22 protein-coding genes are annotated in these 25,503 nt (G+C 62.9%); 16 read left to right on the forward strand and 6 right to left on the reverse strand.

The features are described from left to right. Positions 1 to 6: 6 nt before the first annotated feature. Positions 7 to 798 (reverse strand): SDR family NAD(P)-dependent oxidoreductase, encoded by a 792-nt coding sequence (locus ABS758_RS04475; protein WP_350380993.1) that lies wholly within the window; start codon positions 796 to 798, stop codon positions 7 to 9. Between the two features lie 233 nt (positions 799 to 1,031). Between ABS758_RS04475 and ABS758_RS04480 the strand changes: the two genes are divergently transcribed. The 10 genes from ABS758_RS04480 to ABS758_RS04525 are packed head-to-tail and all read left to right on the forward strand — an operon-like array spanning position 1,032 to position 11,525. Next, entirely contained in the window at positions 1,032 to 2,273 is a 1,242-nt protein-coding gene (locus ABS758_RS04480; protein ID WP_350380995.1) for a branched-chain amino acid ABC transporter substrate-binding protein, read from the forward strand. 37 nt (positions 2,274 to 2,310) lie between these two features. Further along, a complete protein-coding gene (locus tag ABS758_RS04485) occupies positions 2,311 to 3,255 on the forward strand; it encodes a branched-chain amino acid ABC transporter permease (RefSeq protein ID WP_350380997.1) in 945 nt (314 codons plus the stop codon). Between the two features lies 1 nt (position 3,256). Beyond that, positions 3,257 to 4,498 (forward strand): branched-chain amino acid ABC transporter permease, encoded by a 1,242-nt coding sequence (locus ABS758_RS04490; RefSeq protein WP_350380999.1) that lies wholly within the window; start codon positions 3,257 to 3,259, stop codon positions 4,496 to 4,498. Positions 4,499 to 4,509: 11 nt separating this feature from the next. After that, positions 4,510 to 5,271 (forward strand): ABC transporter ATP-binding protein, encoded by a 762-nt coding sequence (locus ABS758_RS04495; RefSeq protein WP_350381316.1) that lies wholly within the window; start codon positions 4,510 to 4,512, stop codon positions 5,269 to 5,271. Continuing rightward, complete coding sequence (locus ABS758_RS04500; RefSeq protein ID WP_350381001.1) at positions 5,262 to 6,005, forward strand: ABC transporter ATP-binding protein; 744 nt, start codon at positions 5,262 to 5,264, stop codon at positions 6,003 to 6,005. Before ABS758_RS04495 ends, ABS758_RS04500 begins: the two co-directional genes overlap by 10 nt. Position 6,006: 1 nt before the next feature. Beyond that, entirely contained in the window at positions 6,007 to 7,263 is a 1,257-nt protein-coding gene (locus ABS758_RS04505; RefSeq protein WP_350381003.1) for an acetyl-CoA acetyltransferase, read from the forward strand. A gap of 20 nt (positions 7,264 to 7,283) precedes the next feature. After that, on the forward strand, positions 7,284 to 8,498 hold the full coding sequence (locus tag ABS758_RS04510; RefSeq protein WP_350381005.1) for an acyl-CoA dehydrogenase family protein: 1,215 nt from the start codon (positions 7,284 to 7,286) through the stop codon (positions 8,496 to 8,498). Between the two features lie 9 nt (positions 8,499 to 8,507). After that, the gene (locus tag ABS758_RS04515) at positions 8,508 to 9,281 is read left to right on the forward strand and encodes an SDR family NAD(P)-dependent oxidoreductase (RefSeq protein WP_350381006.1); all 774 of its coding nucleotides are present in this window, start codon (positions 8,508 to 8,510) and stop codon (positions 9,279 to 9,281) included. A 31-nt stretch (positions 9,282 to 9,312) separates the two neighbouring features. Next, positions 9,313 to 10,803 carry a phosphotransferase gene (locus ABS758_RS04520; protein ID WP_350381008.1) on the forward strand — a complete coding sequence of 497 codons (1,491 nt, stop codon included), beginning with the start codon at positions 9,313 to 9,315 and terminating at the stop codon, positions 10,801 to 10,803. Continuing rightward, positions 10,800 to 11,525, forward strand: a complete 726-nt coding sequence (locus ABS758_RS04525) for a 2-phosphosulfolactate phosphatase (RefSeq protein ID WP_350381010.1) — start codon at positions 10,800 to 10,802, stop codon at positions 11,523 to 11,525. The genes ABS758_RS04520 and ABS758_RS04525 overlap by 4 nt, the downstream gene beginning before the upstream one ends. A 39-nt stretch (positions 11,526 to 11,564) precedes the next feature. On the opposite strand, the gene ABS758_RS04530 is transcribed toward ABS758_RS04525, so the two are convergent. Further along, on the reverse strand, positions 11,565 to 12,770 hold the full coding sequence (locus ABS758_RS04530; protein WP_350381012.1) for an MFS transporter: 1,206 nt from the start codon (positions 12,768 to 12,770) through the stop codon (positions 11,565 to 11,567). A 78-nt stretch (positions 12,771 to 12,848) separates the two neighbouring features. Here ABS758_RS04530 and uvrA point away from each other — a divergent pair, with 78 nt between their 5' ends. From uvrA to ABS758_RS04560, 6 genes are all read left to right on the forward strand, one after another. Further along, positions 12,849 to 15,770: an excinuclease ABC subunit UvrA gene (gene uvrA, locus ABS758_RS04535; RefSeq protein ID WP_350381014.1), complete on the forward strand. Its 2,922-nt coding sequence runs from the start codon at positions 12,849 to 12,851 to the stop codon at positions 15,768 to 15,770. A 33-nt stretch (positions 15,771 to 15,803) separates the two neighbouring features. Continuing rightward, complete coding sequence (locus tag ABS758_RS04540; RefSeq protein ID WP_350381016.1) at positions 15,804 to 16,487, forward strand: response regulator; 684 nt, start codon at positions 15,804 to 15,806, stop codon at positions 16,485 to 16,487. Beyond that, on the forward strand, positions 16,474 to 17,895 hold the full coding sequence (locus tag ABS758_RS04545; protein WP_350381018.1) for a sensor histidine kinase: 1,422 nt from the start codon (positions 16,474 to 16,476) through the stop codon (positions 17,893 to 17,895). Before ABS758_RS04540 ends, ABS758_RS04545 begins: the two co-directional genes overlap by 14 nt. 208 nt (positions 17,896 to 18,103) lie before the next feature. Then, the gene (locus tag ABS758_RS04550) at positions 18,104 to 19,084 is read left to right on the forward strand and encodes a Bug family tripartite tricarboxylate transporter substrate binding protein (protein ID WP_417277170.1); all 981 of its coding nucleotides are present in this window, start codon (positions 18,104 to 18,106) and stop codon (positions 19,082 to 19,084) included. A gap of 20 nt (positions 19,085 to 19,104) precedes the next feature. Continuing rightward, positions 19,105 to 19,542: a tripartite tricarboxylate transporter TctB family protein gene (locus tag ABS758_RS04555; RefSeq protein ID WP_350381020.1), complete on the forward strand. Its 438-nt coding sequence runs from the start codon at positions 19,105 to 19,107 to the stop codon at positions 19,540 to 19,542. Beyond that, on the forward strand, positions 19,539 to 21,083 hold the full coding sequence (locus ABS758_RS04560) for a tripartite tricarboxylate transporter permease (protein WP_350381022.1): 1,545 nt from the start codon (positions 19,539 to 19,541) through the stop codon (positions 21,081 to 21,083). Before ABS758_RS04555 ends, ABS758_RS04560 begins: the two co-directional genes overlap by 4 nt. Here the strand turns inward: ABS758_RS04560 and ABS758_RS04565 are convergent, their stop codons facing one another. The 4 genes from ABS758_RS04565 to ABS758_RS04580 are packed head-to-tail and all read right to left on the reverse strand — an operon-like array spanning position 21,084 to position 25,254. After that, positions 21,084 to 22,535 (reverse strand): CoA transferase, encoded by a 1,452-nt coding sequence (locus ABS758_RS04565; protein WP_350381024.1) that lies wholly within the window; start codon positions 22,533 to 22,535, stop codon positions 21,084 to 21,086. It lies immediately after the preceding gene. A gap of 2 nt (positions 22,536 to 22,537) precedes the next feature. After that, positions 22,538 to 23,665, reverse strand: a complete 1,128-nt coding sequence (locus ABS758_RS04570) for a deoxyguanosinetriphosphate triphosphohydrolase (RefSeq protein ID WP_350381026.1) — start codon at positions 23,663 to 23,665, stop codon at positions 22,538 to 22,540. A gap of 2 nt (positions 23,666 to 23,667) precedes the next feature. Beyond that, positions 23,668 to 24,747, reverse strand: a complete 1,080-nt coding sequence (gene aroB / locus ABS758_RS04575) for a 3-dehydroquinate synthase (protein WP_350381028.1) — start codon at positions 24,745 to 24,747, stop codon at positions 23,668 to 23,670. A gap of 12 nt (positions 24,748 to 24,759) precedes the next feature. Further along, positions 24,760 to 25,254 (reverse strand): shikimate kinase, encoded by a 495-nt coding sequence (locus tag ABS758_RS04580; protein WP_350381320.1) that lies wholly within the window; start codon positions 25,252 to 25,254, stop codon positions 24,760 to 24,762. Positions 25,255 to 25,503 lie beyond the last annotated feature (249 nt).

Here is a 25,503-nt window from a genome sequence, read left to right on the forward strand (position 1 = left end):
GTTTCCTTAGCGTGGGGGGAGGCGAATACCGCCATCCAGGCGGATCACCACACCATTGAGCAGATGTTGGTCGACGATGGAAAGAACCATGGCGGCGAACTCGTCCGGATGCCCGAGGCGATCTGGAAAGGGTGGCCGCAAGGCGCTGACGATGTCGCGTGCCTTTTCCTTCATTCCGTGCACCATGGGCGTCGAGAACACCCCGGGCGCAATCGCAACCACCCGGATTCCGTATTTTCCCAGTTCCCGGGCAAGTGGCAAGGTCATCGCAGCCACCGCGCCCTTTGAAGCCGAATAGGCAGCCTGGCCCACCATGCCATCAAAGGCAGCCACCGAGCTGGTGTTGACGATCACGCCACGCTGTCCGTCTGCGTCGGCGGGCCCGCCCTGCATGTGCCGCGCCGCTACCCGCAGATAATTGAAGGTGCCCACCGTATTGATTTCGAGGACGCGCCGAAACTCATCCAATGCCATGGGGCCATCCGGGCGAAGCGTTGCGCCGGGTGCCGCGACACCCGCGCAATTGACCAGCACACCCGGCGCACCCCAGCGCTCGGCATGTTCTTGCAAGATGCGCTCGGCATCGGCAGCCGATGCCACATCGGCTGCTTCGCACACCAGGTTTTCTGCGCCATCGCCCCAGGCATCCAGGTTCAAATCCACTGCAGTAACCCGGTAGCCGCGCGCCAGCAGCGCCTGGCAGCAGGCATATCCCAGGCCCGAACCTGCCCCCGTGACCACCGCGCTGACAGACGACTGCTGGGCCTTCTCATCCGAAATATTGGACGACTGTCTCATAAATGCTCCTCGTTTTATGGCATATTTTTACCGTATCAGCACTATTATGCCAAAAAATCGGTAATTTCCCTATGACTAACACATTTACACAGGAATATATGGCCTAATAGCCTTTCTGTTTTTGAACGCTCGTACAAATTTTGATAGAATTCAGACAAGACCACGAGCGAAGGTCGGATCCTGCAGCACAGTCCCTGGCCACACACCGTGCGCCAGACACCCGGAGGAGCATCATGAAAAAACACGTATTTTTTAGTCTCGCGCTGGTCGCCAGCCTCTTGCCGTGGTCGGCATCCCAGGCTGACAACATCCGGATCGCCCACATCGATCCTTTTTCTGGCGCATTTGCCAACGTGGGTGCCGTCAATGGCAAACACGTCCAGTTTGGGGCTGATCTTGTCAACGCAGACGGCGGTGTGCTCAAGGGCACACAGCTGGAAGTCATCCGCTTTGATAACAAAGCCAACGCCAAAGACGCCGTAACCGCCTTGCAGGACGCCATCGACCAAGGCATCCGCATCGTTACGCAGGCAACCAACTCGGGCATTGCCCTGGCCGTTGAAGACGCCGTGATGAAATACAACCGGCGCAATCCCGATGATCCGGTGCTGTATCTCAATTACGGTTCTGCAGACCCATCCATCACACGCGACCACTGCAACTTCTACACGTTTCGCTTCGAAGCGCACTCGGGGATGAAGCAAGACGCGCTCACCGACCGCATCGCATCAGACAAAGACATCCACAAGGTCTACATCATCGGGCAAGACTACGGCCACGGGCACGAAGTCAGCAAGTACACCAAGCAGATGCTGGCGGCCAAACGCCCGGATATCGAAGTCGTGGGCGATGAATTCCACCCGGTGGGCAAGGTCAAGGATTTCACCCCCTACATCGCCAAGATCCAGGCCTCCGGAGCCGATGCCGTGATCACGGGCAACTTTGGCTCCGACCTGACACTATTGGTCAAAGCGGCCAACGACGCCGGCCTGAAGGCCAAGCTCTTTACACAGTACGCAGGCACCTTCGGTACGCCCACGGCCATCGGCAAGGGTGGTATCGGGCGCATCTATGATGCAGCGCCCTGGCACCCGGAAATTGCCGTCGAGAAGCATTCGAAAAAGGCCGAGGAACTGATTGCCACATTCAAGCAAAAGTACGACGATGATCTCTACTACTACCAGATCGTGGTGCAGATGCAGATGCTTGGCGCGGCCATCAATCAGGCCGGGTCGGCAAAGCCCGCCGACATCGCGCAGGCGCTGGCCAATGCCCGCTTCACGGGCGTCACCGGCGACATGTTCATGCGCTCCACCGATCACCAGCTGATGCATCCGCTGTTTGTCTCGGTATTCACCGACAAGGACATCCGCTACGACTCCGAAAACACCGGAATCGGCTGGAAAACCGTATCCGAGACACTCGCTAAAGACCTGAAGGACGACTCCACCTGCAAGGTGGAACAACCGGCCTGAATCGGGCTGCGCCCGGATATCGTCTCAAGGAGCCAAGGTGGACACTCTCGCGTTCTCCATCATCAACGGACTGCTGTACGGCATGCTGCTGTTCATGCTGGCCAGCGGGCTGACGCTGATTTTCAGCCTCATGGGCGTGCTTAACTTCGCCCATGGCAGCTTCTACATGCTGGGCGCCTACTTTGCATTCCAGATCGGGCTGCACAGCTCGTTCTGGGTGGCGCTTTTCGTGGCGCCGCTACTCACGGCGGTGCTGGGCGGGCTGGTAGAACGCTATGGCCTGCGCGTGGTGCATAAACATGGCCACGTCGCAGAGCTGCTGTTTACGTTTGGGCTTGCCTACCTCCTTGAGGAAATCGTGCGCATGGTGTGGGGGCGCCAGCCGGTGCCCTACACCATCCCTGCTTCGCTGGATTTCCCGCTTTTTGTGATCGGCAATACCGCATTCTCGGCCTATCGCGGCTTCATGTTCATGGTTGCCGTGGTGGTTTTCCTGGCGCTGTACTACGTCCTGCGCCGCACCCGGATCGGCCTTCTGATCCAGGCTGCACTCAACCAGCCTGATGTCTTGTGGGCGCTGGGCCACAACGTGCCTCGCCTGTTCATGTTCTTCTTTGGCGGCGGGGTTGCCCTGGCGGGCCTGGCCGGCGTGGTGGGTGGCAACTACCTTGTCACAGAACCCGGCATGGCGCACCAGATGGTTGTGATCCTGTTTGTCATCGTGGTGGTGGGCGGCCTGGGTTCCATGGTGGGGGCGCTGCTGGCCTCTTTGCTGATAGGTGTGCTGCAAACCCTGATGGTGTCGTTCGACTTTACGCTGGCCGATGTGCTGCTCAGCAGCGGCATCCCCGCCTACGACGGGCCCTTTCATGAGATCTGGACACTCTCCCCGGCACGCCTGGCGCCGGTCATGCCCTATCTTCTGATGGTCGTGCTGATGACGATCCGGCCACGCGGCCTGCTGGGTAAACGGAGCGGATGACATGAAACGGACTCTTCCTCTCATCGGGCTGGCAATCGTCTTGCTGCTGCTGATTTTGCCGCCCATCTTCGGCTCCCGATACACCGTGTTGATGGTTGCGCAAGTGCTGGTGGCCGCCAGCTTTGCCATGTCCTACAACATGCTGCTTGGGCACACGGGCCTCCTGTCCTTTGGCCATGCCGTCTACTTTGGCGCCGGTGTCTTCACCGCGCTTTACATGACCAATGGAATCGGATCTGGGGGCCTGCCCCTGCCCCTGGAGCTTGTGCCGCTGGGCGCGGGGCTGGGCGGCCTGATTGCCGCACTGGTGCTGGGCCCGGTCTCGGTCAAGAGCGGCCAGATCGCTTTTGCCATGATTACGCTGGGCATTGCAGAACTGGTCGCCGTGGCCGCCATGGTGTTTCCCTCCGCCTTCGGTGGCGAACAAGGCATCTCAACCGACCGTGTGGTCGACCTGACCCTCACGGGCCTGAACTATGGCCGCGCAGAGAACCTGTACTGGCTGATTCTTGTCTGGGCCTGCCTGGCGATTGCCGCCATGGCCTACCTGACCCGCACACCGCTGGGGCGGCTGGCCAATGCCGTGCGCGACAACCAGGAGCGCGTGGTGTTCCTGGGCTACAGCCCGTTTCGCATCCGCTACATGCAGTTCTGCCTTTCCGGCGCATTCGCCGGGGTGGCCGGCGGCCTGTTTGCCCTGCTATTCGAAATTTCAAACTCGGACATCTTTGGCCTGCGGACCTCGGCCGACGTGCTGATCGCCACCTACCTGGGCGGCACTTCATTTGTCTTTGGCCCCGTTCTGGGTGCCGCGCTGGTGACGCTGCTCGAATCCAACCTGTCGCGCTACACCGAAGCCTGGCTGTCGTACTACGGGCTGCTATTTGTGGTGATCGTCCTGTTTGCACCCAAGGGCATCTGGAGCCTTTTCGCAGCCATCCCGGCAACCATCCGGCGCAACGGCCTGGGCCCCACGCTGCTGCGCGGCGCATACTGGTTCCTGATGTTGCTGCCAGGATGTCTGGGCGGGATCCTGGTCATCGAGATGAGCAATCATCACGCCAACGCCTTTGACCCCACCGAGCCGCTGATGCTTGCCGGCCTGCCCTTCGACATCTTTTCTGCCGCCAACTGGCTGCTGGCACTGGCGCTGTTGGCTCTCAGCGCGGGGATGCTCTGGCAAACCAAGCGCCGCCAGGCCGCCCGGCAGATCCAGGCCATGACCCAGGAGGCGCACTCGTGAAACCTGATTCCGTGACGTCCGTACCCCCCAGCCTGACCCTGCGGCAGGTGCGGAAATCCTTTGGCAACGTCGAAATCATCAAGGGCGTGGATCTATCCGTACCATCTGGCGAGTTCCACGTCATCATCGGGCCCAACGGCGCAGGCAAATCTACCCTGTTCAATCTGATTTCCGGGCGCGTGGCCCCCACCTCGGGCAGCATTTTGCTGGATGAGCGTGATATCTCAGGCCTGTCGCCGCGGATCATCAACGGCCTTGGGCTGTCCCGATCGTTTCAGATCACCAACATTTTCCCCAGCATGAGCGTGTTCGAGAATTTCCGCTGTGCCGTGCTGGGCAAGATGGGCGCGGGCTATCGCTTCTTGCGGCCCGCCGATCACTATCAGGCCATTACCGAGAAGGTCGACGGCCTGTTGCACGACATCGGGCTGAAACACCGGCGCGACGAGATCGCCGGCAATCTGTCCTATGCCGAGCAGCGCGCCCTGGAAGTCGGGATGACCATTGCCGGCGACGCCAAGGTGCTGTTGCTCGACGAGCCCATGGCGGGCATGAACCACAACGAGATTGGACAGTTTTCAGACTTCCTGCAAACAATCGCCCAGGGCCGGACGGTTGTCATGGTAGAGCACGACATGGGTGTCGTCTTCAGCCTGGCTGATCGCATCTCCGTCCTGGTCTACGGAGAACTCCTGGCCTCGGGCACTCCCGAGGCCGTCAGAAACGACGTCCGGGTGCAGGAAGCTTACTTGGGGACAGAAGCATGCAGCTAGCCACCGCCCAGGCAACCGAGGCCCCGGTACCCGGCCCGGCCCTGCTCGAACTGAAAGGCGTACACGCCTGGTACGGACTGAGCCACATCCTGGACGGCGTGGACATGACGGTTCGCCGCGGCGAGATCGTCGCCATGCTGGGCCGCAACGGCGTGGGTCGATCCACCCTTTGCAAGGCCATCATGGGGATTGCCACCCGCTCCGGCTCCATCCGGATCAACGGCCATGAATCCGTGGCCGACAAGCCCCATCAGATCGCCCATGCCGGGATCGGCTATGTCCCCGAAGAACGCGCAGTGTTTCCCGGCCTGACGGTTGAACAGAACCTGCTGCTTGGCGTCCACAGCGCGGCACAACACCCCTGGACTTTACAAGGCGCCTACGAGCTCTTTCCCTCCCTGCAGCGCAGGGCGGATACGTCGGCAGAGCTTCTGTCGGGCGGCGAACAGCAGATGCTGTCGATCTGCCGCGCGCTGATGAGCGGGCCGGATCTGCTGATCGTGGACGAGCCCACGGAGGGCCTCGCTCCTCTGATCGTCCAGCAAGTGGGTGACTTGCTGCAATCCATCGCACATCGCGGCGTTGCCGTGCTGCTGGTTGAACAAAAACTCACCATTGCCATGCGCATTGCGCACCGCGTGTACGTCATGGGCCATGGCCGCGTGATGTTCGAAGGCACACCAGAGGCATTGCGCAACGCCCCTGATATCCGGAAATCCTGGTTGGAGGTTTGATATGTCTACACAGACTCAAGAGAAACGCAACATCTATGTCCTGGGAGGCGCCCAGACGGACTTCGCCCGCAACTGGCATCGCGAGGGGCTCGGCATCGAAGACATGATGAAGGAGGCCCTCTTCAGCGGTCTGGACGCCACTGGGCTCGAGTGTCGCGACATCGAATCCGTGCACGTGGGCAATTTTGTGGCCGAACTCTTTTGCGGGCAAGGCCAGTTGGGCGGCATGGTGGCAGAAATGGATCCCGCGCTCTCGGGCATACCCACCATGCGCCACGAAGCTGCCTGCGCCTCCGGATCCATGGCAATGCTGGCGGCCATGGCCGAAATCGAAGCGGGGCGCTACGACCTCATCTGCGTGCTGGGCGTGGAGATGATGCGCAATGTGTCGGGCGAAGACGCTGCCCGACACCTGGGTGCAGCCGCCGTGGCGGGTGTTGAGTGGACGGACGCAAAATATCTGTGGCCACGCGCATTCTCGGATCTTTACCAGACGTACTCCCAGCGCTATGGCGAGCTTGATTACCGCCATCTGGGCGAAATCGCCCGCATCAACTACGCCAATGCCAAACGCAATCCCAACGCGCAAACGCGCAAGTGGACGTTCGAGCCAGGCGCCTTTACCACCGACGATACGCTGAACCCGGTGATCGAAGGCCATGTACGCCGCAACGATTGTGGCCAGGTAACCGACGGCGCCGCAGTTGTTTTTCTTGCCTCGGAAGCACGTGCACGCGAATACGCACAACGCCACGGCAAGTCGCTCAGCGATCTTGCACGCATCGACGGTTGGGGCCACCGGACGGCACCCATGAGATTTTCGGCCAAGATCGCAGAAGGCGCAGACAGCCCCTTTGTCCTGCCCCACGTGCATCAATGTATCCAGGACAGCTTCGGGCGTGCCGGTATTCACTCGCCCTTTGACCTCGATCTCATCGAAACCCACGACTGCTTTGCCATGACCGAGTACGCCGCCATCGACAGCTTCGGCATCACCGCCCCAGGAGAAAGCTGGAAGGCAATCGAGGACGGCACCATCGCGGCCGATGGCCGCCTGCCCATCAATCCCTCGGGTGGCCTGATCGGGCTGGGCCATCCGGTTGGCGCCACTGGCGTGCGCATGATGCTTGACGCGCAGGCCCAGGTAACCGGCCGCGCCGGCGATTGCCAGGTACCCGGTGCCAAACGCGCAGGTATCCTGAACATCGGCGGCTCGGCAACCACCATTGCCTCGTTTGTCGTGTCCCAAGGCAGCTAAGCCGAAGAAGGAAACCGATCATGTTCACACCCTATCCGAGCAAGCGCAGCCAGCAGATCGGCGAGCGCGTCGAGGCGTTTGTCCGCGAGATCGTCATCCCCCGCGAGAAAGAATTGCGCAACACCTCGCACGGGCCCGCGGAGGCCCTGGTTTCGCAGCTTCGCGAGCAGGCCCGGGCGGCTGGCGTCATGACGCCGCATATTCTGGCCAATGGACAACACCTGACACAGCTGGAGACAGCGGCCATCCTGAAGCGCTCGGGGCTCTCGCCCCTGGGGCCGGTTGCCCTGAACACCATGGCGCCCGACGAAGGCAATATGTTCCTGCTGGGCAAGGTCGCCAATCCCGAGCAAAAGAAGCATTTCCTGGATCGCATCGTTTCCGGACATGCGCGCTCGGCATTTTTCATGACCGAACCCGCCGAGGACGGCGGCGCCGGATCAGACCCCTCGATGCTGCTGACCACGGCCGTCCAGGACGGCGACGACTGGGTCATCAATGGACGCAAGGCCTTTATCACCGGCGCCGATGGCGCCCAGGTGGGCATCATCATGGCGCGCACCGGCGGTGGCGACAAAACCCGGGCCACCATGTTTCTGGTGGATCTCCCCAACCCCGCCATCCAGATCGAATGCCTCATCAATACCCTGGACAGCTCGATGCCGGGCGGTCATGCCCTGGTGAAAATCAATGGGCTGCGAGTCCCCAGCCGCAACATCCTGGGCGAGATCCACGAAGGGTTTCGCTACGCCCAGGTGCGGCTTTCGCCGGCCCGGCTCTCCCACTGCATGCGCTGGTTTGGCGCAGCGGTGCGCGCACATGAAATCGCCAGCGATTACGCTGTTACCCGACGCGCCTTTGGGAAGCTGCTGATCGACCACGAAGGCGTTGGGTTTATGCTGGCGGATAACCAGATCGACCTGCAGCAGGCGGCACTGATGATCGACTGGTGCGCACGCGCGCTGGACGCAGGCAGCATGGCCACCACCGAAAGCTCGATGACCAAGGCCTCGGTGGCGGAAACGCTCTTTCGCGTGGCCGATCGCTGCGTGCAGACCATGGGCGGCCTGGGCCTGTCGCAAAATACAGTGGTCGAGCAGATCTTTCGCGAGACCCGCGCCTTTCGCGTCTACGATGGCCCAACCGAAGTGCACAAGTGGTCGCTGGCCAAGAAAATCAAGCGGGCGACACAGGCGCGACACGAGCAGCAAAAGCAGCTTGCAAACGTTGAGTAAAGGATAAAAATGAGCAACCTCCACACCCACAACCTGCGCGGCCGCACTGCCCTGGTAACCGGCGCCTCGGGCGCCCTGGGCAGCGGGTTTGCCCACATGCTTGCAGAGTGCGGCGCCACGGTGGTGCTGGCCAGCCGCCAGCTAAAGCCCCTGCAAGCAATGGCCGACGAGATCACCCAAAAGGGCGGCACCGCGCATGCGCTGGTGATGGACGTGACGCAAGAACAAAGTGTTCAGGATGCGTTTGAACAAATGGCCGGCTGGGGCCTGCTTGCCGACATCGTCGTCTGCAACGCAGGCGTGGCCACCACCCAGGCGGCACTGGATATCAGCCTGCCAGACTGGCACCGTGTGCTGGGCACCAACCTCACCGGATGCTGGCTGGTCTCGCAGGCTGCCGCAAAGCGCCTGGTGGCCGCCGGCAAGCCGGGTTCGATCATTCAGATCACGTCCATCCTGGGGCACCGCGTCTCGGGTGCCGTCATGCCCTATGCCGTGGCCAAGGCGGGGCTTGAACAAATGACTCGCTGCCTGGCACTGGAATGGGCCCGGCACGGCATCCGCGTCAATGCCCTGGCGCCCGGCTACATCCAGACGCCCATGAACGAAAGCTTCTTTGAGACCCCTCAGGGCGAGTCCATCCTGCGCCGGATTCCCATGCGGCGCCTGGGCCTGGTCGAAGACCTCCGGGCACCCTTGTTGCTGCTGGCCAGCGACGACAGCGCGTTCATGACGGTAAGCACGCTCGTCGTGGACGGGGGACACCTGCAATCCACTTTGTAGGCTCGCAACACGCCTTAGGAAACACTGTCGCATGTCAGAGATAGACACCCCCGAACACCTGCTGGACTTCATCCAGCAAAAAACCGGCGCCGATCACATCGAAGCGCTGGAATACCGGTCGCTGGCGGGCGGTGCCGTCCAGGAAAACCACGGGCTGCATGTCCGGATGACAGGCGGCAGCCTGCCCGGCGAGTATCGCTTTGTGGTGCGCAGCGACGCCCCGGTTGCGCTGTCGGTCAGCCTGAGCCGGGCGCACGAATTCGAGATCCTGCGCGCGGCCTGCGAGGCGGGCGTCAGCGCACCGCAGCCACGTTGGCTGAGCGCGGACAAAAGCGTGGCGGGACCCGCCTTTTACATCATGGATTGGGCCGAAGGCACCGCAAACGCCAGGGCCTTGGTCAAGGACGATGCCCTGACGGCCTCTCAGCGCCAACAGCTGATGCACGACCTGGGCAGCAACCTGGCCCGCCTGCATGCCATCCAGTACACACCCGGCCGCCTGCCGTTTCTGGCGGCGCCCGGGCCAGACCCCGCCCAGACACAAACCGAGGCGTGCCGACAGCTGCTGAACCGGTTTGAAGAACCCCACCCAGCCATCGAACTTGGCCTGCAGTACCTGGCAGACCATCGCCCGGCGCAGCAAGACCTGGTGCTGTGCCACTCCGACTTCCGAACCGGCAACTACCTGGTGGCTGAGGGCCGCCTGACGGCCATCCTCGACTGGGAGTTTGCCTCCTGGAGCGACCCCTACGAAGACCTGGGCTGGATGTGCGCACGATGCTGGCGCTTTGGCCGGCCCGACCGCGAAGCGGGCGGCGTGGGCAGCAAGGAAGACCTGTTCGCCGGTTATGAAAGCGTATCGGGCCACAAGATTGACCCTCATCGCCTGGCCTACTGGGAACTCATGGCCATCGTGCGCTGGGCGGTGCTGGCACTAGAGCAATCCTACCGGCATCGATCAGGTCAACAAGAATCCCTTGAGCTAGCCCTCACCGGGCGCATGGTGCCCGAGATCCAGCAAGACCTGATCCTGCAATTGCGCGAGCTGACGGATATCGCAAAGGACACGCCAACGCCCATAAATCCAGGTGCTGCCACGAGTACGCCTGCCACCGGGCCACAGCCCCTGGATCCTTATCGCGACCAGCCGGATGCCGGTGCGCTGCTCAAGGTGGCCCGGGCGCTTTTGCTGGCCGAGCTGTTGCCCGCATTGCCGCAGGATCAGCGCTACAACGCCCTCATGATTGCCAACGCCCTAGGCATCGCCATCCGCGAACAAACCACCGGAGACACAATGGCTGCCGCCCAGCATGCCGCGATCCAGGCGTTTTACCAGGCACAGGGCGCCGGACAGCCCGACGCGGATATCAGGCGCCTTGTCCAGGACATCCGGGACGGACGCTACACGGCAGCCGGCACGCCCGGACTGCTGAATTTGCTGGACACGCTGGTGAACCTGAAGCTGTCGCTCAGCAATCCACGGCGCATATCATCCGCACAAAGCCCCAAGGCTGCCTCATGAGAAAAATCCATGTGGTGCTGCACAAAGAGGCCCTGCAAGGCAGCCGCCATGCCGATGCCTGCGCCATCGTGCTGGATATTATCTTTGCCAGCAGCTCCATTACGGCCGCACTGGATGCCGGCGCCCGGCGCATCCTGCCGGCACTGGACTTCGCCGAGGCCCAGCAGATCAGTGCACGCCTGCCCGAGGGGCAATGGGTGATTGCCGGCGAAAAAAACGCTGATCCTTTTCCGGGGTGCCTGAGCTACGACCCACTGGCGCTCTCGGGGGCCCAGGTGCGGGGGCGCGACGTGGTGTACGCCACCAGCAACGGGACGGTAGCCCTGCGCCGGGCGGCGTTCTTCTCGCAAGTCTATGCGGCCAGCCTGAGAAACGGCCGCGCCGTTGCCCGCCACGTGATCAAGCACACCGAATCCGAGGACATCGTACTGATCTGCTCGGGGTCGCTCGGGCGCTTCAGCCTGGAGGATTTTTACGGCGCCGGGCACCTGATCCGATGTCTGCAGGAGGCATCAGGCCATTCATTTATGTGCAGCGACGCCGCGCTGGCCGCTGAAATGGCATGGAATGACCGCACGCCGATCGACGTGATCCGCGCCGCGCGGCTGGGCCAGCTGATGCTTGTGCGCGACATGGCGGCAAGCCTGGACTACGTCAGCCAGCTGGACTGCAGCACGGTGGTGCCCCAATTTATAGCGGGCGAAGTGCGGGATGTCGGATAAGCAGCCTCCATGCGGCAGCGCCTGCCGCCGCCGGTATCCTTAGTGCCCGCCTTTGATGTCCTTGAAGCCGCGCGCCGTGTACAACCACACCGCAGCCAGCATGGCACACACCCAGAACACCATCGAGGGGCCGCTGCGGCTGACCAAAATGCCGCCCAAAAGGCCGCCGGCAAACACACCCAGCGATTGCGCGGTGTTGTAAAAGCCCAGTGCCAGGCCCTTGTAGGCTGGTGGCGCCACGCGCGAGACCAGCGATGGCTGCAGGGCTTCGAGAATATTGAAGCAGACAAAAAAGCCGATGAGGGCGGCCACCACCAGAGCAAACGAATCCATCAGCCAGGGCAAGGCGCCCAGCACCACGGCCAGGCCCAGCACCGACCACTCGAGCGCGTACTTATGCACCTTGCGCGTCTCGGTATAAAACACGGCGGGCACCATCAGCACAAACGAGGCCAAAATAACGGGCAGATACACCTGCCACAGCGTGGCCGAATCAAAGCCGCCCAAACGCCCCAGCAGGCCAGGGGCCACCATGAACAGCGCCATCAAAATAAAGTGCAGGCAAAAAACACCAAAATTAAGGCGCAGCAAATCGCGATGGCCCAGCACGTCGTGCGGCGTGGCCTGCACGATGTCGTTTTCGGATTTGGGCACCTCGGGCACGAAGAACATGGCAATCAGCAGGCACAGAAAACCCAGCAGGCTGATGGCCCAGAACAGGCCCGAGAGGCCAAACTCACCCACCAGCATGGGCGAAAGCACCAACGACAAGGCAAAGGAAATCCCGATGGAGCCGCCCACCATGGCCATGGCACGGGTACGCACCTCGGGGCGGGTGGCGTCTGCAATCCAGGCCGTGATGGCAGCCGACACCGCACCCAGGCCCTGGATGACACGGCCCACGGTAACCCAATCGACATCATTGGTGAGAGCACAAATCACGCCGCCAATCACAAACAGCAGCATGCCAAACACGATGATGGGCCGTCGGCCATAGCGATCGGACGCCATGCCCAGGGGGATTTGCATCACGGCCTGGGTAAGCCCGTAGGCGCCCAGTGCCAGGCCTACGCGGGCCGGATCATCACCGCCCACCAGGGTGCGGGCCGCCACGGCAAAAATAGGTGTCAGCAAAAACAGGCCCAGCATGCGCGCGGCAAACAGGGTGGCCAAGGCCACGCTGCTGCGCCGCTCGAGGGGCGTCAGTTTGAGGGGTGGAGCAGAGGATCGGGGTGATCGGGCCATATGAGGATCCGTAAGAAGCAGGGGCTGCGCGTTATAGTAGCAAGTTGGCCTTTTAAGAACCTGAACTCCCCTATCGGCATGGACGCCATCTGCATCCGGGGTGCACGCACCCACAATCTGAAAAATATCTCGATCGACCTCCCGCGCCGCCAACTGGTGGTGGTGACGGGGCTGTCGGGCTCGGGAAAGTCGTCTCTGGCGTTTGATACTTTATACGCCGAGGGGCAGCGCCGCTATGTAGAAAGCCTATCGGCCTATGCCCGGCAGTTTTTGCAGATGATGGACAAGCCCGATGTGGACGTGATTACGGGCTTGTCGCCGGCCATTGCCATCGAGCAAAAATCCGCCGGGCACAATCCGCGATCCACCGTGGGCACCATCACCGAGATCCACGATTATCTGCGGCTGCTGTATGCCCGCACCGGTACGCCCTACTGCCCCGATCACCATCTGCCCCTGCAGGCGCAAAGCGTCAGCCAGATGGTGGATCAGGTACTGGCACGCCCCGAGGGCTCGCGGCTGGCCATTTTGGCGCCGCTGGCGCGCGGTCGCGACGACAATCTACCGGCCGAGTGCCGGCGCCTGCAGGCCCTGGGTTTTGTGCGCGTACGCATCAACGGCAATATGCAGGTCATCGACGGCAGCGCCGCCCCCGAGCCCGTGGAGGGGCCGTGGGATCTGGATGTGGTGGTCGACCGCATACGCGTGCGCCCCGACAGCCGCCAGCGCCTGGCCGAAAGCTTCGAGACTGCACTGGATCTGGCCCAGGGACGCGCCCTGGTGCTGGATCTGGATTCAAACAAAGAGCAAGGGTTTTCGGCGGCTTACGCCTGCCCAGTGTGCGCCCGCGGCATGGGCACACTCGAACCCCGCCTGTTCAGCTTCAACAATCCGGTGGGGGCCTGCCCCACGTGCAACGGCCTGGGCCATGTGGATGCCTTCGACCCCGAGCAGGTGGTGGCTTTTCCAGAGCTCAGCCTGGCCGCCGGCGCCATCCATGGCTGGGATCGGCGCAACGCCTTCAGCTACGCCATGATGGCCAGTTTGGGGCAGCATTATCATTTCAGCCTGGAGACGCCGTTTCAGGCGCTGGATGCCGGGATACGCACACGCATTTTGCACGGCTCCGGCGACGAAGAAATCGCGTTTCAATACCTGGGCGAAGGCGGAGTGCCCACAATCCGGCGCCACACCTTTGAAGGCGTGATCCCCAATCTCGAGCGGCGCTGGCGCGAAACGCACTCCACAGCGGTGCGCGACGAGCTGAACCGCCTGCGCCACACCATCCGCTGCCCCGAATGCCAGGGCGCACGCCTGTGCAGCGATGCGCGCCACGTGCTGGTGGGCGACGACCCAGGCCCCGGCGAGCGGCGCGGGCGGGCCATCTACGAGATTGAAGCCTGGTCTCTGGCCGATTGCCGCGCCTGGTTTCAGCGCACGGAGATGGGCGGCGCACGGCGCGAGGTGGCCGAGCGCATCATGCACGAAATCCGCGCCCGGCTGGATTTTCTGGATAACGTGGGCCTGGGGTATTTGTCGCTGGACCGCAGCGCCGACACGCTGTCGGGCGGCGAATCCCAGCGCATCCGCCTGGCCAGCCAGATTGGCTCGGGCCTGACCGGCGTGATGTATGTACTGGACGAGCCCTCGATTGGCCTGCATCAGCGCGACAACCGCCGCTTGATCGACACCTTGCACCAGCTGCGCGACCTGGGCAATAGCGTGATTGTGGTCGAGCACGACGAGGACATGATCCGCGCAGCCGACCACGTGCTGGACATGGGCCCGGGCGCGGGCGAGCAAGGCGGCTATGTGGTGGCCCAGGGCACACCGGCGCAAATTGCCGCACAACCCGATTCTTTAACCGGCCAGTATCTGGCCGGCACACGCCGCATCGAGATCCCCGTGCGCCGGCCAGTGGCCGACGAGCCAGAGCAGCGCTGGCTACGTCTGCTGGGCTGTCGCGGGCATAACCTGAAATCCGTGGATCTGGCCATCCCGGTGGGGCGCCTGAGCTGCATCACCGGCGTATCGGGCTCGGGCAAATCCACCCTGATCAACGACACCCTGGTGGCGGCGCTAAGCCACCGCCTGCATCGCGCCCAGACACACGAGGCGCCCTTCGATCAATTGCAGGGCCTGGAGCACTTCGAAAAAATCATCAGCATCGACCAGAACCCGATTGGCCGCACGCCACGCAGCAATCCGGCCACTTATACGGGGCTGTTCACCCCGATCCGCGAGCTCTTTGCCGGGGTGCCCGAGGCACGCCTGCGCGGCTACGATTCTGGGCGCTTCTCGTTTAACGTGAAGGGCGGGCGCTGCGAGGCCTGCCAGGGCGACGGCATGGTGCGGGTTGAGATGCACTTTTTGCCCGATATGTATGTGCCCTGCGAGGTATGCGAGGGCAAGCGCTACAACCGCGAAACCCTGGACATCCGCTACCGGGGCCACTCCATCAGCGATATCCTGGATCTCACCGTGGCCCAGGCGCTGGGCCTGTTTCAGGCCGTGCCCACGGTGGCGCGCAAGCTGCAAACACTGATGGACGTAGGGCTGTCGTATATCCGCCTGGGGCAAAGCGCCACCACGCTCTCGGGCGGCGAAGCCCAGCGCATCAAGCTATCCCAAGAGCTCTCGCGGCGCGGCTCGGATCGCACCCTGTACGTGCTGGACGAACCCACCACCGGCCTGCATTTTCATGACATTGCCGTATTGCTGGATGTGCTGCAGCAACTGGTAGACACCGGCAGCACGGTGCTGATCATCGAACACAATCTGGATGTGATCAAAACGGCCGACTGGGTGATCGACCTGGGCCCCGAAGGCGGGGCAGGCGGCGGCCAGATTGTGGCCCAGGGCACGCCCGAGGTCATCGCCGCCACGGCCAACAGCTACACGGGGGCCTGGTTAAAGCCCCTGCTGGCCGGCCAAGTGGGTGGCAACGCAGCCCATCACGCCGGCCATAAGCACGATCCCCATCCCGAGGCCAATCACTAGGCAAGGCCCCGGCACCGCCCTATCATCGTCACTATGCGCATTCTCCTGATCGAAGACGAATCCGAGCTGGCCAACTGGCTGGCGCGCAGCCTGGCGCGCCACGGTGGCTTTATAGTGGATTGGGCCGACGACGCCGAGCTGGCCGAACGCCGCCTGCGGGTAGAAGAATTTGACGCCATCATCCTGGATCTGGGCTTGCCGGGCATGAACGGCCACGAGTTCCTGCACCGTCTGCGGGCACGCGACAACCGCTGCCCGGTGCTGGTGCTGACGGCACGCGACGCGATGTCCGAGCGCATCGACTCGCTGCACGAAGGCGCCGATGATTTCATGCAAAAGCCCTTCGCCATCGAAGAACTTGAAGCCCGTCTGCACGCGCTGATCCGCCGCAGCCGGGGGCGCGAGCACCCGCGCTGGGTGCTGGGCGACCTGGTGCTGGATATCGGCAGCCAACGGTTTTTGCACCACGATCAGCCGCTGGGCTTGTCGCCGCGCGAGTTCTCGGCCCTGAAAGTGCTGATGCAAAAGGCGGGAGAGCCGGTGACCAAGCAGCAAATGCTGGATCGCATCAGCCCGGACGACACCAGCATCAACCTTGAGGCCATCGAGGTGCTGATCCACCGCCTGCGCAAGAAACTGGCCGATACCCAGGTGCAGATCGTGACGCTGCGCGGCATGGGCTATTGCCTCGAGCCCCTATCCGATGCACCCCACTAAACCGGCCCGCGCCCACAGCCTGCGGGCCCTGCTGCTGTGGATTTTGATCCCGGCGCAAGTGGCGGTATTAAGCCTTGCCTTGTGGTATTCCAGCCATCAGTTGCACACACAGATCGACCTGGCTTACGACCGCTCGCTGGTGGGGGCCTTGCGTGCCATCAACCACAATATTTCCACGGACAGCGGCGGGCTGTCGGTAGAACTGCCCTACCTGATGCTGGAGTTCTTTGAACTGACCGCCGACAACACGGTGTACTACCGCATCCTCACCGAAGACCTGCTGGCCGACATCGGCAACCAGCAACTGCCGCTGCCCGATGAGGCACTGGTGTCGGGGGTACCGGTGTTTTACGACCGCAGCTACCTGGGCACCAGCGTGCGCATTGCCGCCATGGCACGGCCCATGAACCCGCCCTTGGCCGGGCAGCCCGACGGCCGGGTGATCGTGATGGTGGGCGAAGACCGCACCGGGCGCGATGCGGTGATCCGCGACTCGATGCTGCGCAGCGTGGTGCGCGATGTCGTCGAGGTGCTGGTGTCTTCTGCACTGATCTTTTTTGGCGTGCTGATTGGCCTGCGGCCCCTGACACGCCTGTATCGCAAGCTGAAAACCCGCCGCAGCGACGACCTGAGCCCCATCCTGGCCCCCGAACTGCCGCGCGAAGTGCAGCCGTTGGTCAACGCGGTAAACCAGCACGTGGCGCGCCACGCCCGACAAGCCCGGCGCCAAAGACAATTTCTGGATGACGCCTCGCATCAGCTGCGCACGCCCCTGGCGGTGCTGAACACCCAGCTGGATTACGCCCTGCGTGAACTCGACCCCGCCGAGGCGCGCACGGCCTTGCTGGCGATGCGCCGGGGGCTGGACCAGGCGCAACGCACCGCTGCACAGTTGCTGGCCCTGGCCCGCGCACAAGAATCCGAGGCCCAGGCCGAGCCGCATCGGGCCGTGGCACTGACGCCCTTGGCCCAGGATGTGATCCGCCAGATGTACGGCCTGGCCCGCCAAAAACATCAAACCCTGGCGCTGGAAGGCGCCGAGCTGGACGCCCAGGTAAAGGGCGCCGACTGGCTGCTGCGCGAAGCCCTGCAAAACCTGACAGACAACGCCATCCAGTACACACCGGTGGGTGGCACCATCACCTTGGGCATCCAGCGCACCGCTGACGCCGTGATTCTGGCCGTGCAGGACACCGGCCCGGGCATGAGCGAGGCGGATATCCGCAAGGCCGGACGCCGTTTCAGGCGCGGGCAAGCGGGTAAAGGCAGCCATGGCGCAGGCCTGGGCCTGGCCATCGTGCACACGATTTTGCTGCAGTATCGCGGACAACTGCGCATCCGCAACACCCACCCGGGCTGCGAAGTGGCGCTGGTATTCCCGCTGCCAGAACCCGGCACCGCCGCCTGACACAAACCCGCCTGACACGCCCACGGCACGCCCCTTGGCGCGCCAGGATAATCCATACATTAAAAAGGGCGATAGATCGGGGTTATCCCGTATTTGTGCGATTTTGAAAGCTAATGGAAAGCCTCGGCTCTTTAAGGTGCGAGGGGTATCCGGTTGTGTCTGTGTCTGACGACCGGTGATATCAAGCCTAAAACAGGAGACTTTCATCATGACACCCCGATCCGTAACGTTGCTGCTGGGCGGCGCCCTGCTTTCGCTGGGCATGGCCGTCTCGGCAGCCCCGTCAAAACCCGAGTGTATTGCCCCTGCCAACCCCGGCGGCGGCTTTGACCTCACCTGCCGCCTCGCACAAGAAGGCCTGAAAGCCTCTGGTGCACTGACCGATCCCATGCGTATTGTGTACATGCCCGGTGGCATTGGCGCGGTGGCCTACAACCATGTGATTGCCCAGAAACCCGACGACCCCAATTCCATCGTGGCGTTTTCCGGCGGCTCCTTGCTGAACCTGGCACAGAAGAAATTTGGCCGCTACAGCGTGGATGATGTGCGCTGGCTGGCAGCCGTGGGCTCTGATTACGGCGTGGCCGTGGTGCGCGATGATGCCCCCTACAAGGATCTGAAAGAACTGATGGCGGCCTTCAAGCAGGACCCCACCAAGATCGTACTGGGCGCCGGCGGTACCGTGGGCAGCCAGGACTGGATGAAAGCCGCACTTACTGCGCGCGCAGCCGGGGTGGACTACCGCAAGATGCGCTTTGTGGCCTTTGAAGGCGGTGGCGATGCCCTGACCGCCCTGCGTGGCGGCCATATCCAGGCCTATATGGGTGATGCGGCCGAAGCCTTTACCATGCTGGCAGGCGGCGCCCCCATCCGGGTGCTGGCCGTGTTTGCCGATCATCGCCTGCCGGGCAAGCTGTCTTCAGTGCCCACCGCCCAGGAAGAAGGCTTTGATATCCAGTGGCCCATCATCCGCGGCTTTTACGTAGGCCCCAAGGTGTCGGATGCCGACTACCAATGGTGGGTGGACGCCTTCAATAAAACGCAGGCCGATCCTTCCTTTGAAGCCATTCGCGACAAGCAAGGCCTGTTTCCGTTCAACAAGTCGGGCGCCGAGCTGGATAAATACATCAAAGAGCGTGTGGCCGACTACACCAAGCTGGCCGACGAGTTTGGCCTGATCCGCAAATAAACCTTCTACCGGACTTCGCCATGAGTGATCGTACTGTGGGCTTTTTTGCCCTGATCTTTGCCGGCCTGATGGCGTGGTTCGGCCACGACCTGCAGGCCCCATTTTCCTACGAACCCGTGGGGCCGCGGGCGTTTCCCATGCTGATCGCCCTGATCATCGCCCTGTGCGGTGCCTGGCTGATGTACAAGCACTGGCACGAACACAGCCACGGCAAGCACATCGACTGGCCACGGCTGCTGCTGATGATGGCGTACATCTTTGGGTACGCGATGCTGTTCGAGACGCTGGGCTTTATCTTGGCCACAGCCATTGTCACCGTACTCATTGGCCGCCTGTTTGGCGGCGCCTGGGGAAAACTGGCGATTAGCGGTGTGCTGATGGGTGTGCTGTTTTTCCTTTTGTTCGACCGTGCCCTGGATGTGGTGCTGCCCCTGGGCCCGCTGGAGTCTCTGCTATGAGCCAGATTTTTGACCATCTCAGCATCGGTTTCGATGTCGCGTTTTCGTGGATGAACCTGCTGGTGGCAGCCCTGGGTGCTTTTTTGGGCACCATGGTGGGTGTGTTGCCAGGCTTGGGCCCCATCAACGGCGTGGCCATGCTGATCCCCATCGCCTACGCCCTGAACCTGCCCCCCGAAACTGCCTTGATTTTGCTGGCGGCCGTGTACGTGGGCGCCGAGTACGGCGGACGCATCAGTGCCATCCTCATCAATGTGCCGGGCGAAGCCAGTGCCATCATGACCACGCTCGACGGCTATCCGCTGGCACGCAAGGGCTTGGCCAATGTGGCGCTGTCGCTGTCGGGCTGGTCGGCGTTTTGCGGCTCTCTGGCAGCCACCATCGGAGTGATTGTGCTGGCCCCCTTGCTGGCGCGCTGGGCGCTGGCCTTTGGCCCGGCCGAGTACTTTGTCCTGATCGTGTTTGCGTTTTGCTGCCTCACCAGCCTGCTGGGGCGCCAACCCGTCAAGGGCACGCTGTCGGCTATGCTGGGCCTGGCCATCGCCACCGTGGGTGTGGATGCCAACTCGGGCGTGTACCGCTACACCTTTGATTCCGTGCACCTCTTTGACGGTATCGACTTCGTGGTGGTGGTGATTGCCCTGTTTGCCATTGCCGAGCTCCTTGAGCTGCTGGAATCCGCCGTGCGCGGCGAAAACCCGGATGTGCCTCCCAGCACGCGCAAGCTGTTCAACATGACAGAACTGCTCTACACCAAATGGACGGTGCTGCGCGGTTCTTTGCTGGGCTTCTTTATTGGCGTGCTGCCGGGTGCGGGCGCCAGTGTGGCCTCTGCGGTGGCCTACTCCAACGAGAAACGCTACCAAGAGGGGCGCGACCCCAATTCCTGCTTTGGCGAGGGCGATCTGCGCGGTGTGACGGCCCCCGAGGCAGCCTCTACGGCGGCGGCAGTGGGCTCTTTTGTGCCCATGCTTACCCTGGGGGTGCCGGGCTCGGGCACCACAGCCGTGATGATGGGCGCCCTGACGCTGTACAACATCACCCCTGGGCCCGTGCTGTTTGACACCAAACCCGAGCTGGTCTGGGGCCTGGTGGCATCGCTCTTTATCGCCAACGTGATGCTGTTCCTGATGAACATCCCGATGGTGCGGGTGTTCTCCAAAGTGCTGGCACTGCCCAACTGGCTGCTGGTACCAGGCATCCTGTGCATCAGTTATATCGGCGTGTATGCCATCAACGCAGGCACGTTTGATCTCACCATGGCGGCGGTGCTGGGCCTGATCGGCTACCTGCTGCGCAAAGGCGGCATCCCCATGGCCCCGATGGTGCTGGGCGTGGTGTTGGGCGACATGATGGAGCAAAACCTGCGCCGGGCCTTGTCCATCACCAATGGCGAACTCTCCATCCTGTGGAGCAGCCCGATTGCCATCGGCCTATGGGTGGTCTCGCTGGCCATCGTGGTGATCCCGCCGATCATGCGCCGCCGGTCCAAGGGCAAGCTGTCTGCCAGCGCAGAGGCTGCACTCGAAGGCGAAGATTAATCAGGGAAACAAAGCCGGGTGGCGGCGCAGCGGGCCAGCCGGCCCATCCCAGTGCCAGGTGGCTTCACCCACCACACACGGGGGCAAAAGGCGGCGAGCCGGCCCCCATTCAGTGTCTTCTGCGCGCGTGTGCGCCGCATCCAGCGGCACCGGCCCAAGGGCCGGTTTTTTTTCGGCCATGCGACCACTGGCCAGCAAAGCAGCCATACGTGCCAGCGACACGCGCCACACGCTGCCCTGCCCGGCCTCCCGCCGGTGCAGGCCCTGCATCACGCAAGCAGCCATCCAGTAGCCCGCCGATTGATCCAGCGCCTGCACCGGGAGGGGCTCGGGGGCAGCCGTGCCGCTTGCCGGCCAGGCGATGCCGGTGCTCATTTGCACCAGGCTGTCAAAGCCTCGGCGGCCACGCCAGGGCCCTGTCCAGCCCCAGGCATTGAGGCTGACATCCACCAGACCCGGGCGAATCTGCTGACGCACCGACGCCCCCAAGCCCAGGCGCTCCAGCGCATCCGGCCGATACCCATGCACCAGCACATCGGCTTGTGCCAGCAGTTGAACAAACTGCTCTCGTCCGGCGGCATCGCGTAGATTGAGCGCCGCACAACGCTTGCCCACGGTGACTTCGGGCACCATGCCGGGTTCTTCCCAGCCGACGGGATCCAGGCGCAGCACCTGCGCGCCGTAGGCCGCCAGCCAGCGGGTGCACACGGGCCCGGCCAGTACGCGGGTCAGATCCAGTACCCTCAAGCTGGCCAGCGGACGCAGGGGATCCAGGGGGACATAAACGGAGCGCACAGCAGCAGGCGACAGGGATGATCCAGGCAGCGGCAAGCCTGGCAGATAATGCACCAGGGGCTCGGCAGCCACCGCCAGCCCCTGTGGATGTTGAGCCCAGGCCTGTGGCGTGCGCAGTGCGGCCGCGCAGGCATCTGCCTGCACCAGGGCGTCTTCGAGTGCCCAGGCCTGCCAGCGCTGCACCTGTGCAGCCACTGCCTGGCGGGTGGCATCGGCACCCAAGCCCAGTACCTGCAAGGCACGCGCCCGGTGAAGGGCGGCATTGGCATGGATGCGGATCCAGCCATCACGGGTGCGGTAATCGCCGGTGACGGCATCACGCACTTTGGGGATCTGCCAGCCGACGGGCTGCAAGGTATAGCCAAACCACGCCGAGGCCAGGGCCACATCCACCTGCACCTGGGGCGGCGCAGACTGCACCCCACCGGCCGGGTGATCTGATGCCAATGAAGATGACATGTGGCCGGCCAGCACACAGGCCGCGGCCGCCATGCTGGCGCAGGCCAGATCGGTAACAGGATAAGCAGAAGCCAGCGCCCCCTGGCCGTGCCACTGAATGTGGCGGGCCGCCTGATGCGCGGCGGGCGAGGCCCCCAGCGCATCCAGAAACGCCTGTAGCCAGGCATCGCGCAGGCTGGGACAGGCGGGGGCTTTCATGGTTAGTCCATGCGAAACAGGTTGTGGTGCTCGCGGATGGCGTAGCGGTCGGTCATCCCGGCGATGTAGTCGGCAATGGCGCGGGCTTGCTCGATGGGGTCGTCGCGCTGGTATTCGCCGGCCAGCAGGCGGGGATCATCCAAAAATGCGGTGAAGAGATCCCGGACGATGCGCCGCGCTTTATTGGTCATGCGCATCACCTGGGCGTGGCGATACAGGTTATCGAGCAAAAATTTCTTGAGTGCATCTGCCTGGGCGCGCAGATCATCCGAAAAAGCCGCCAGCGAAGGGCCTGCCCGCACGGCATCGGCCGAATCGGGCTTGAGGGCGGCAATGCGCGCAGCCGTGGTGCGGGTGAGATCCCGCACCAGGGTATTGATCATCGCGCGGATGACTTCAGACAACAGACGTTTGCCCTCGGCCTGTGGATACTGATGGCATACCTGCTGGTGGTGCTGCGCAAAAATGGGCAGCTCCAGCAGTTGCTGCACGGTGATCAGGCCCGAGCGCACACCGTCGTCGATATCGTGGTTGTTGTAGGCAATTTCGTCTGCCAGGTTGGTAAGCTGGGCCTCGAGCGAGGGCTGCGTGCCATCCAGAAACCGCGCCGCCACCGGCCCCAACAGGCGCGCATGGCGCCGCGAGCAATGTTTGAGGATGCCCTCGCGGGTTTCAAAGCACAGGTTAAGGCCGTTGAAACCGGCGTAACGCTCTTCGAGCTCGTCGACAATCCGCAGGCTCTGCAGGTTGTGCTCGAAACCGCCCGCCTGGGGCGCCAGCGTTTGCATGCAGGCATTGAGCTCGTCCTGGCCGGCATGGCCAAACGGCGTGTGGCCAAGGTCGTGGGCCAGCGCCATGGCCTCGATGAGGTCTTCGTTGACATCCAGATTGCGTGCCAGGCTGCGTGCAATCTGGGCAACTTCGATGCTGTGGGTCAGCCGTGTGCGGAAAAGATCGCCTTCGTGATTGAGGAACACCTGGGTTTTGTATTCCAGACGCCGAAACGCGGAGCAATGCACGATGCGGTCGCGGTCGCGCTGAAACGCGCTGCGCCCCTGGGGCGGGGCTTCGGTGTAGCGGCGGCCCCGGGTGTGCTCTGCATGACAAGCGTAGGGTGCCAGGGTTGTCATGATCAGGCCTTGATCTTTTGAGCCAGCAGCGGACGCACCAGGGTGTCGTCTACTGCCTGCAGGGTGGCCTGCCCCAACTGCGGCAGCAAAACATACCGGATGTGGCTGCCTTCGGTCTTTTTATCCACCCGCATCAGCTCAAACCAGCGCTCAAGCCCAAGATCCGGTGCCTGCACGGGGCAGCCGATGGCAGCGACCAGATCGCGGATGCGACCGGCCACGGCAGGATCCAGCCCGCACACCTGTACCGACAATTGCGCGGCCAGCACCATGCCGCAGCCCACGGCTTCGCCATGCAGCCATTGGCCGTATCCCAGGCCGGATTCGATGGCATGGGCAAATGTGTGGCCAAAGTTAAGAATGGCGCGCAGGCCGGTTTCGCGCTCGTCTTGCGACACCACCTGGGCTTTGATCTGGCACGAGCGCTGCACGGCATAGGTGATGGCGGTTTCGTCCAACTGGCGCAGTGCCTGCACGTTGGCTTCACACCAGTCGAAAAACCGAGCATCGGCAATCATGCCGTACTTGATGGTTTCCGCCAGGCCGGCGGAAATCTCGCGCGCCGGCAAAGTGGCCAGCACGGCCGGGTCGATTTCGACAGCCTGGGGCTGATAAAACGCACCAATCATGTTTTTGCCCAGCGGGTGGTTGATGGCTGTTTTGCCCCCCACCGAGGAATCCACCTGTGCCAGCAAGGTGGTGGGCACCTGGATGAAACGCACGCCACGCATATAGCAGGCGGCCGCAAAGCCGCACATGTCGCCAATGACGCCGCCACCCAGGGCCACCAGCACCGCCTTGCGATCGAGCGCGGCCTCGAGCAGCGCATCAAAGATCTGATTAAGTGTTTGCCAGGTTTTGGTGTCTTCGCCGTCGGCAAGCGCTATCCATTGCAAGGGCTTGCCGGTGGCCGCCAGCGCCGCACGCACCTGCGGGCCATACAAGGCCGATACCGTGACATTGGTAACCACCGCCACGGCGGTGGCATCGGCCGGGATGACCTGAGCAAGGGCATCGAGGCGGCCATGGGCAATGTGGATGGGGTAGTTGCCGCCGGGTGTACGGACGTCGAGAGTTTGCATGGCCATACCGGATTAGAAAGTGATGGAGTGCTCGGCCAGCCGGGCCACCAGTGTGCGCACCAGCTGCGGCACGGGTTGGTCGGCCGTATCCAGGCAGATGTCAGCCACCTCATCATAAAGGGGTTCGCGCTGCTGGAGAAGCTGGGCGATGCGTTGGCGGGGGTCTTGCGTACGCAGCAGGGGCCGGCTGCGGTCTCGGGCAACCCGGCGATAAAGCTCTTGTGCCCCGGCACGCAGATAAATGACACAACCGCGTTTGAGCATCTCGCGGTTTTCGGGGGCCAGCACTGCGCCCCCCCCGGTGGCCAGCACCAGGCCGGGCATCCGGGTGTATTCATCCAGCAACGTGGTTTCGCGACGACGGAACCCGGCCTCGCCTTCGATGTCGAAGATGGTAGCCACGGGCACGCCGCAGCGCCCGATGATGGCGTGGTCAAGATCGACAAACTGGCGGTTGAGGGCCACGGCCAGCTGGCGGCCAATGGTGGTTTTGCCCACTCCCATCATGCCCACCAGAAAAATCGGCGAGGCCAGGCAGGGCGCCACCTTTGGGGCAACTCGGGCATCGGTGGGCGGGGTTTCTGACAGCATACGCAACAGGTGTACAAATGGTTTACGTGTATTATCGCATTGGCTGGCCCACTCATTTTTCCAGCGGCCTTTCAGGCCCCTTTACAGGCGGGCTCGCCCCCTATTTAGCAGCATCCAGTTACATACACCTCGCATCGCGTCCCTGGCGGCCCCCTGCCAGGGCTT

It is taken from the genome of Castellaniella sp. FW104-7C03 (genome assembly GCF_040276085.1).
Classification (GTDB): Bacteria; Pseudomonadota; Gammaproteobacteria; order Burkholderiales; family Burkholderiaceae_B; genus Castellaniella.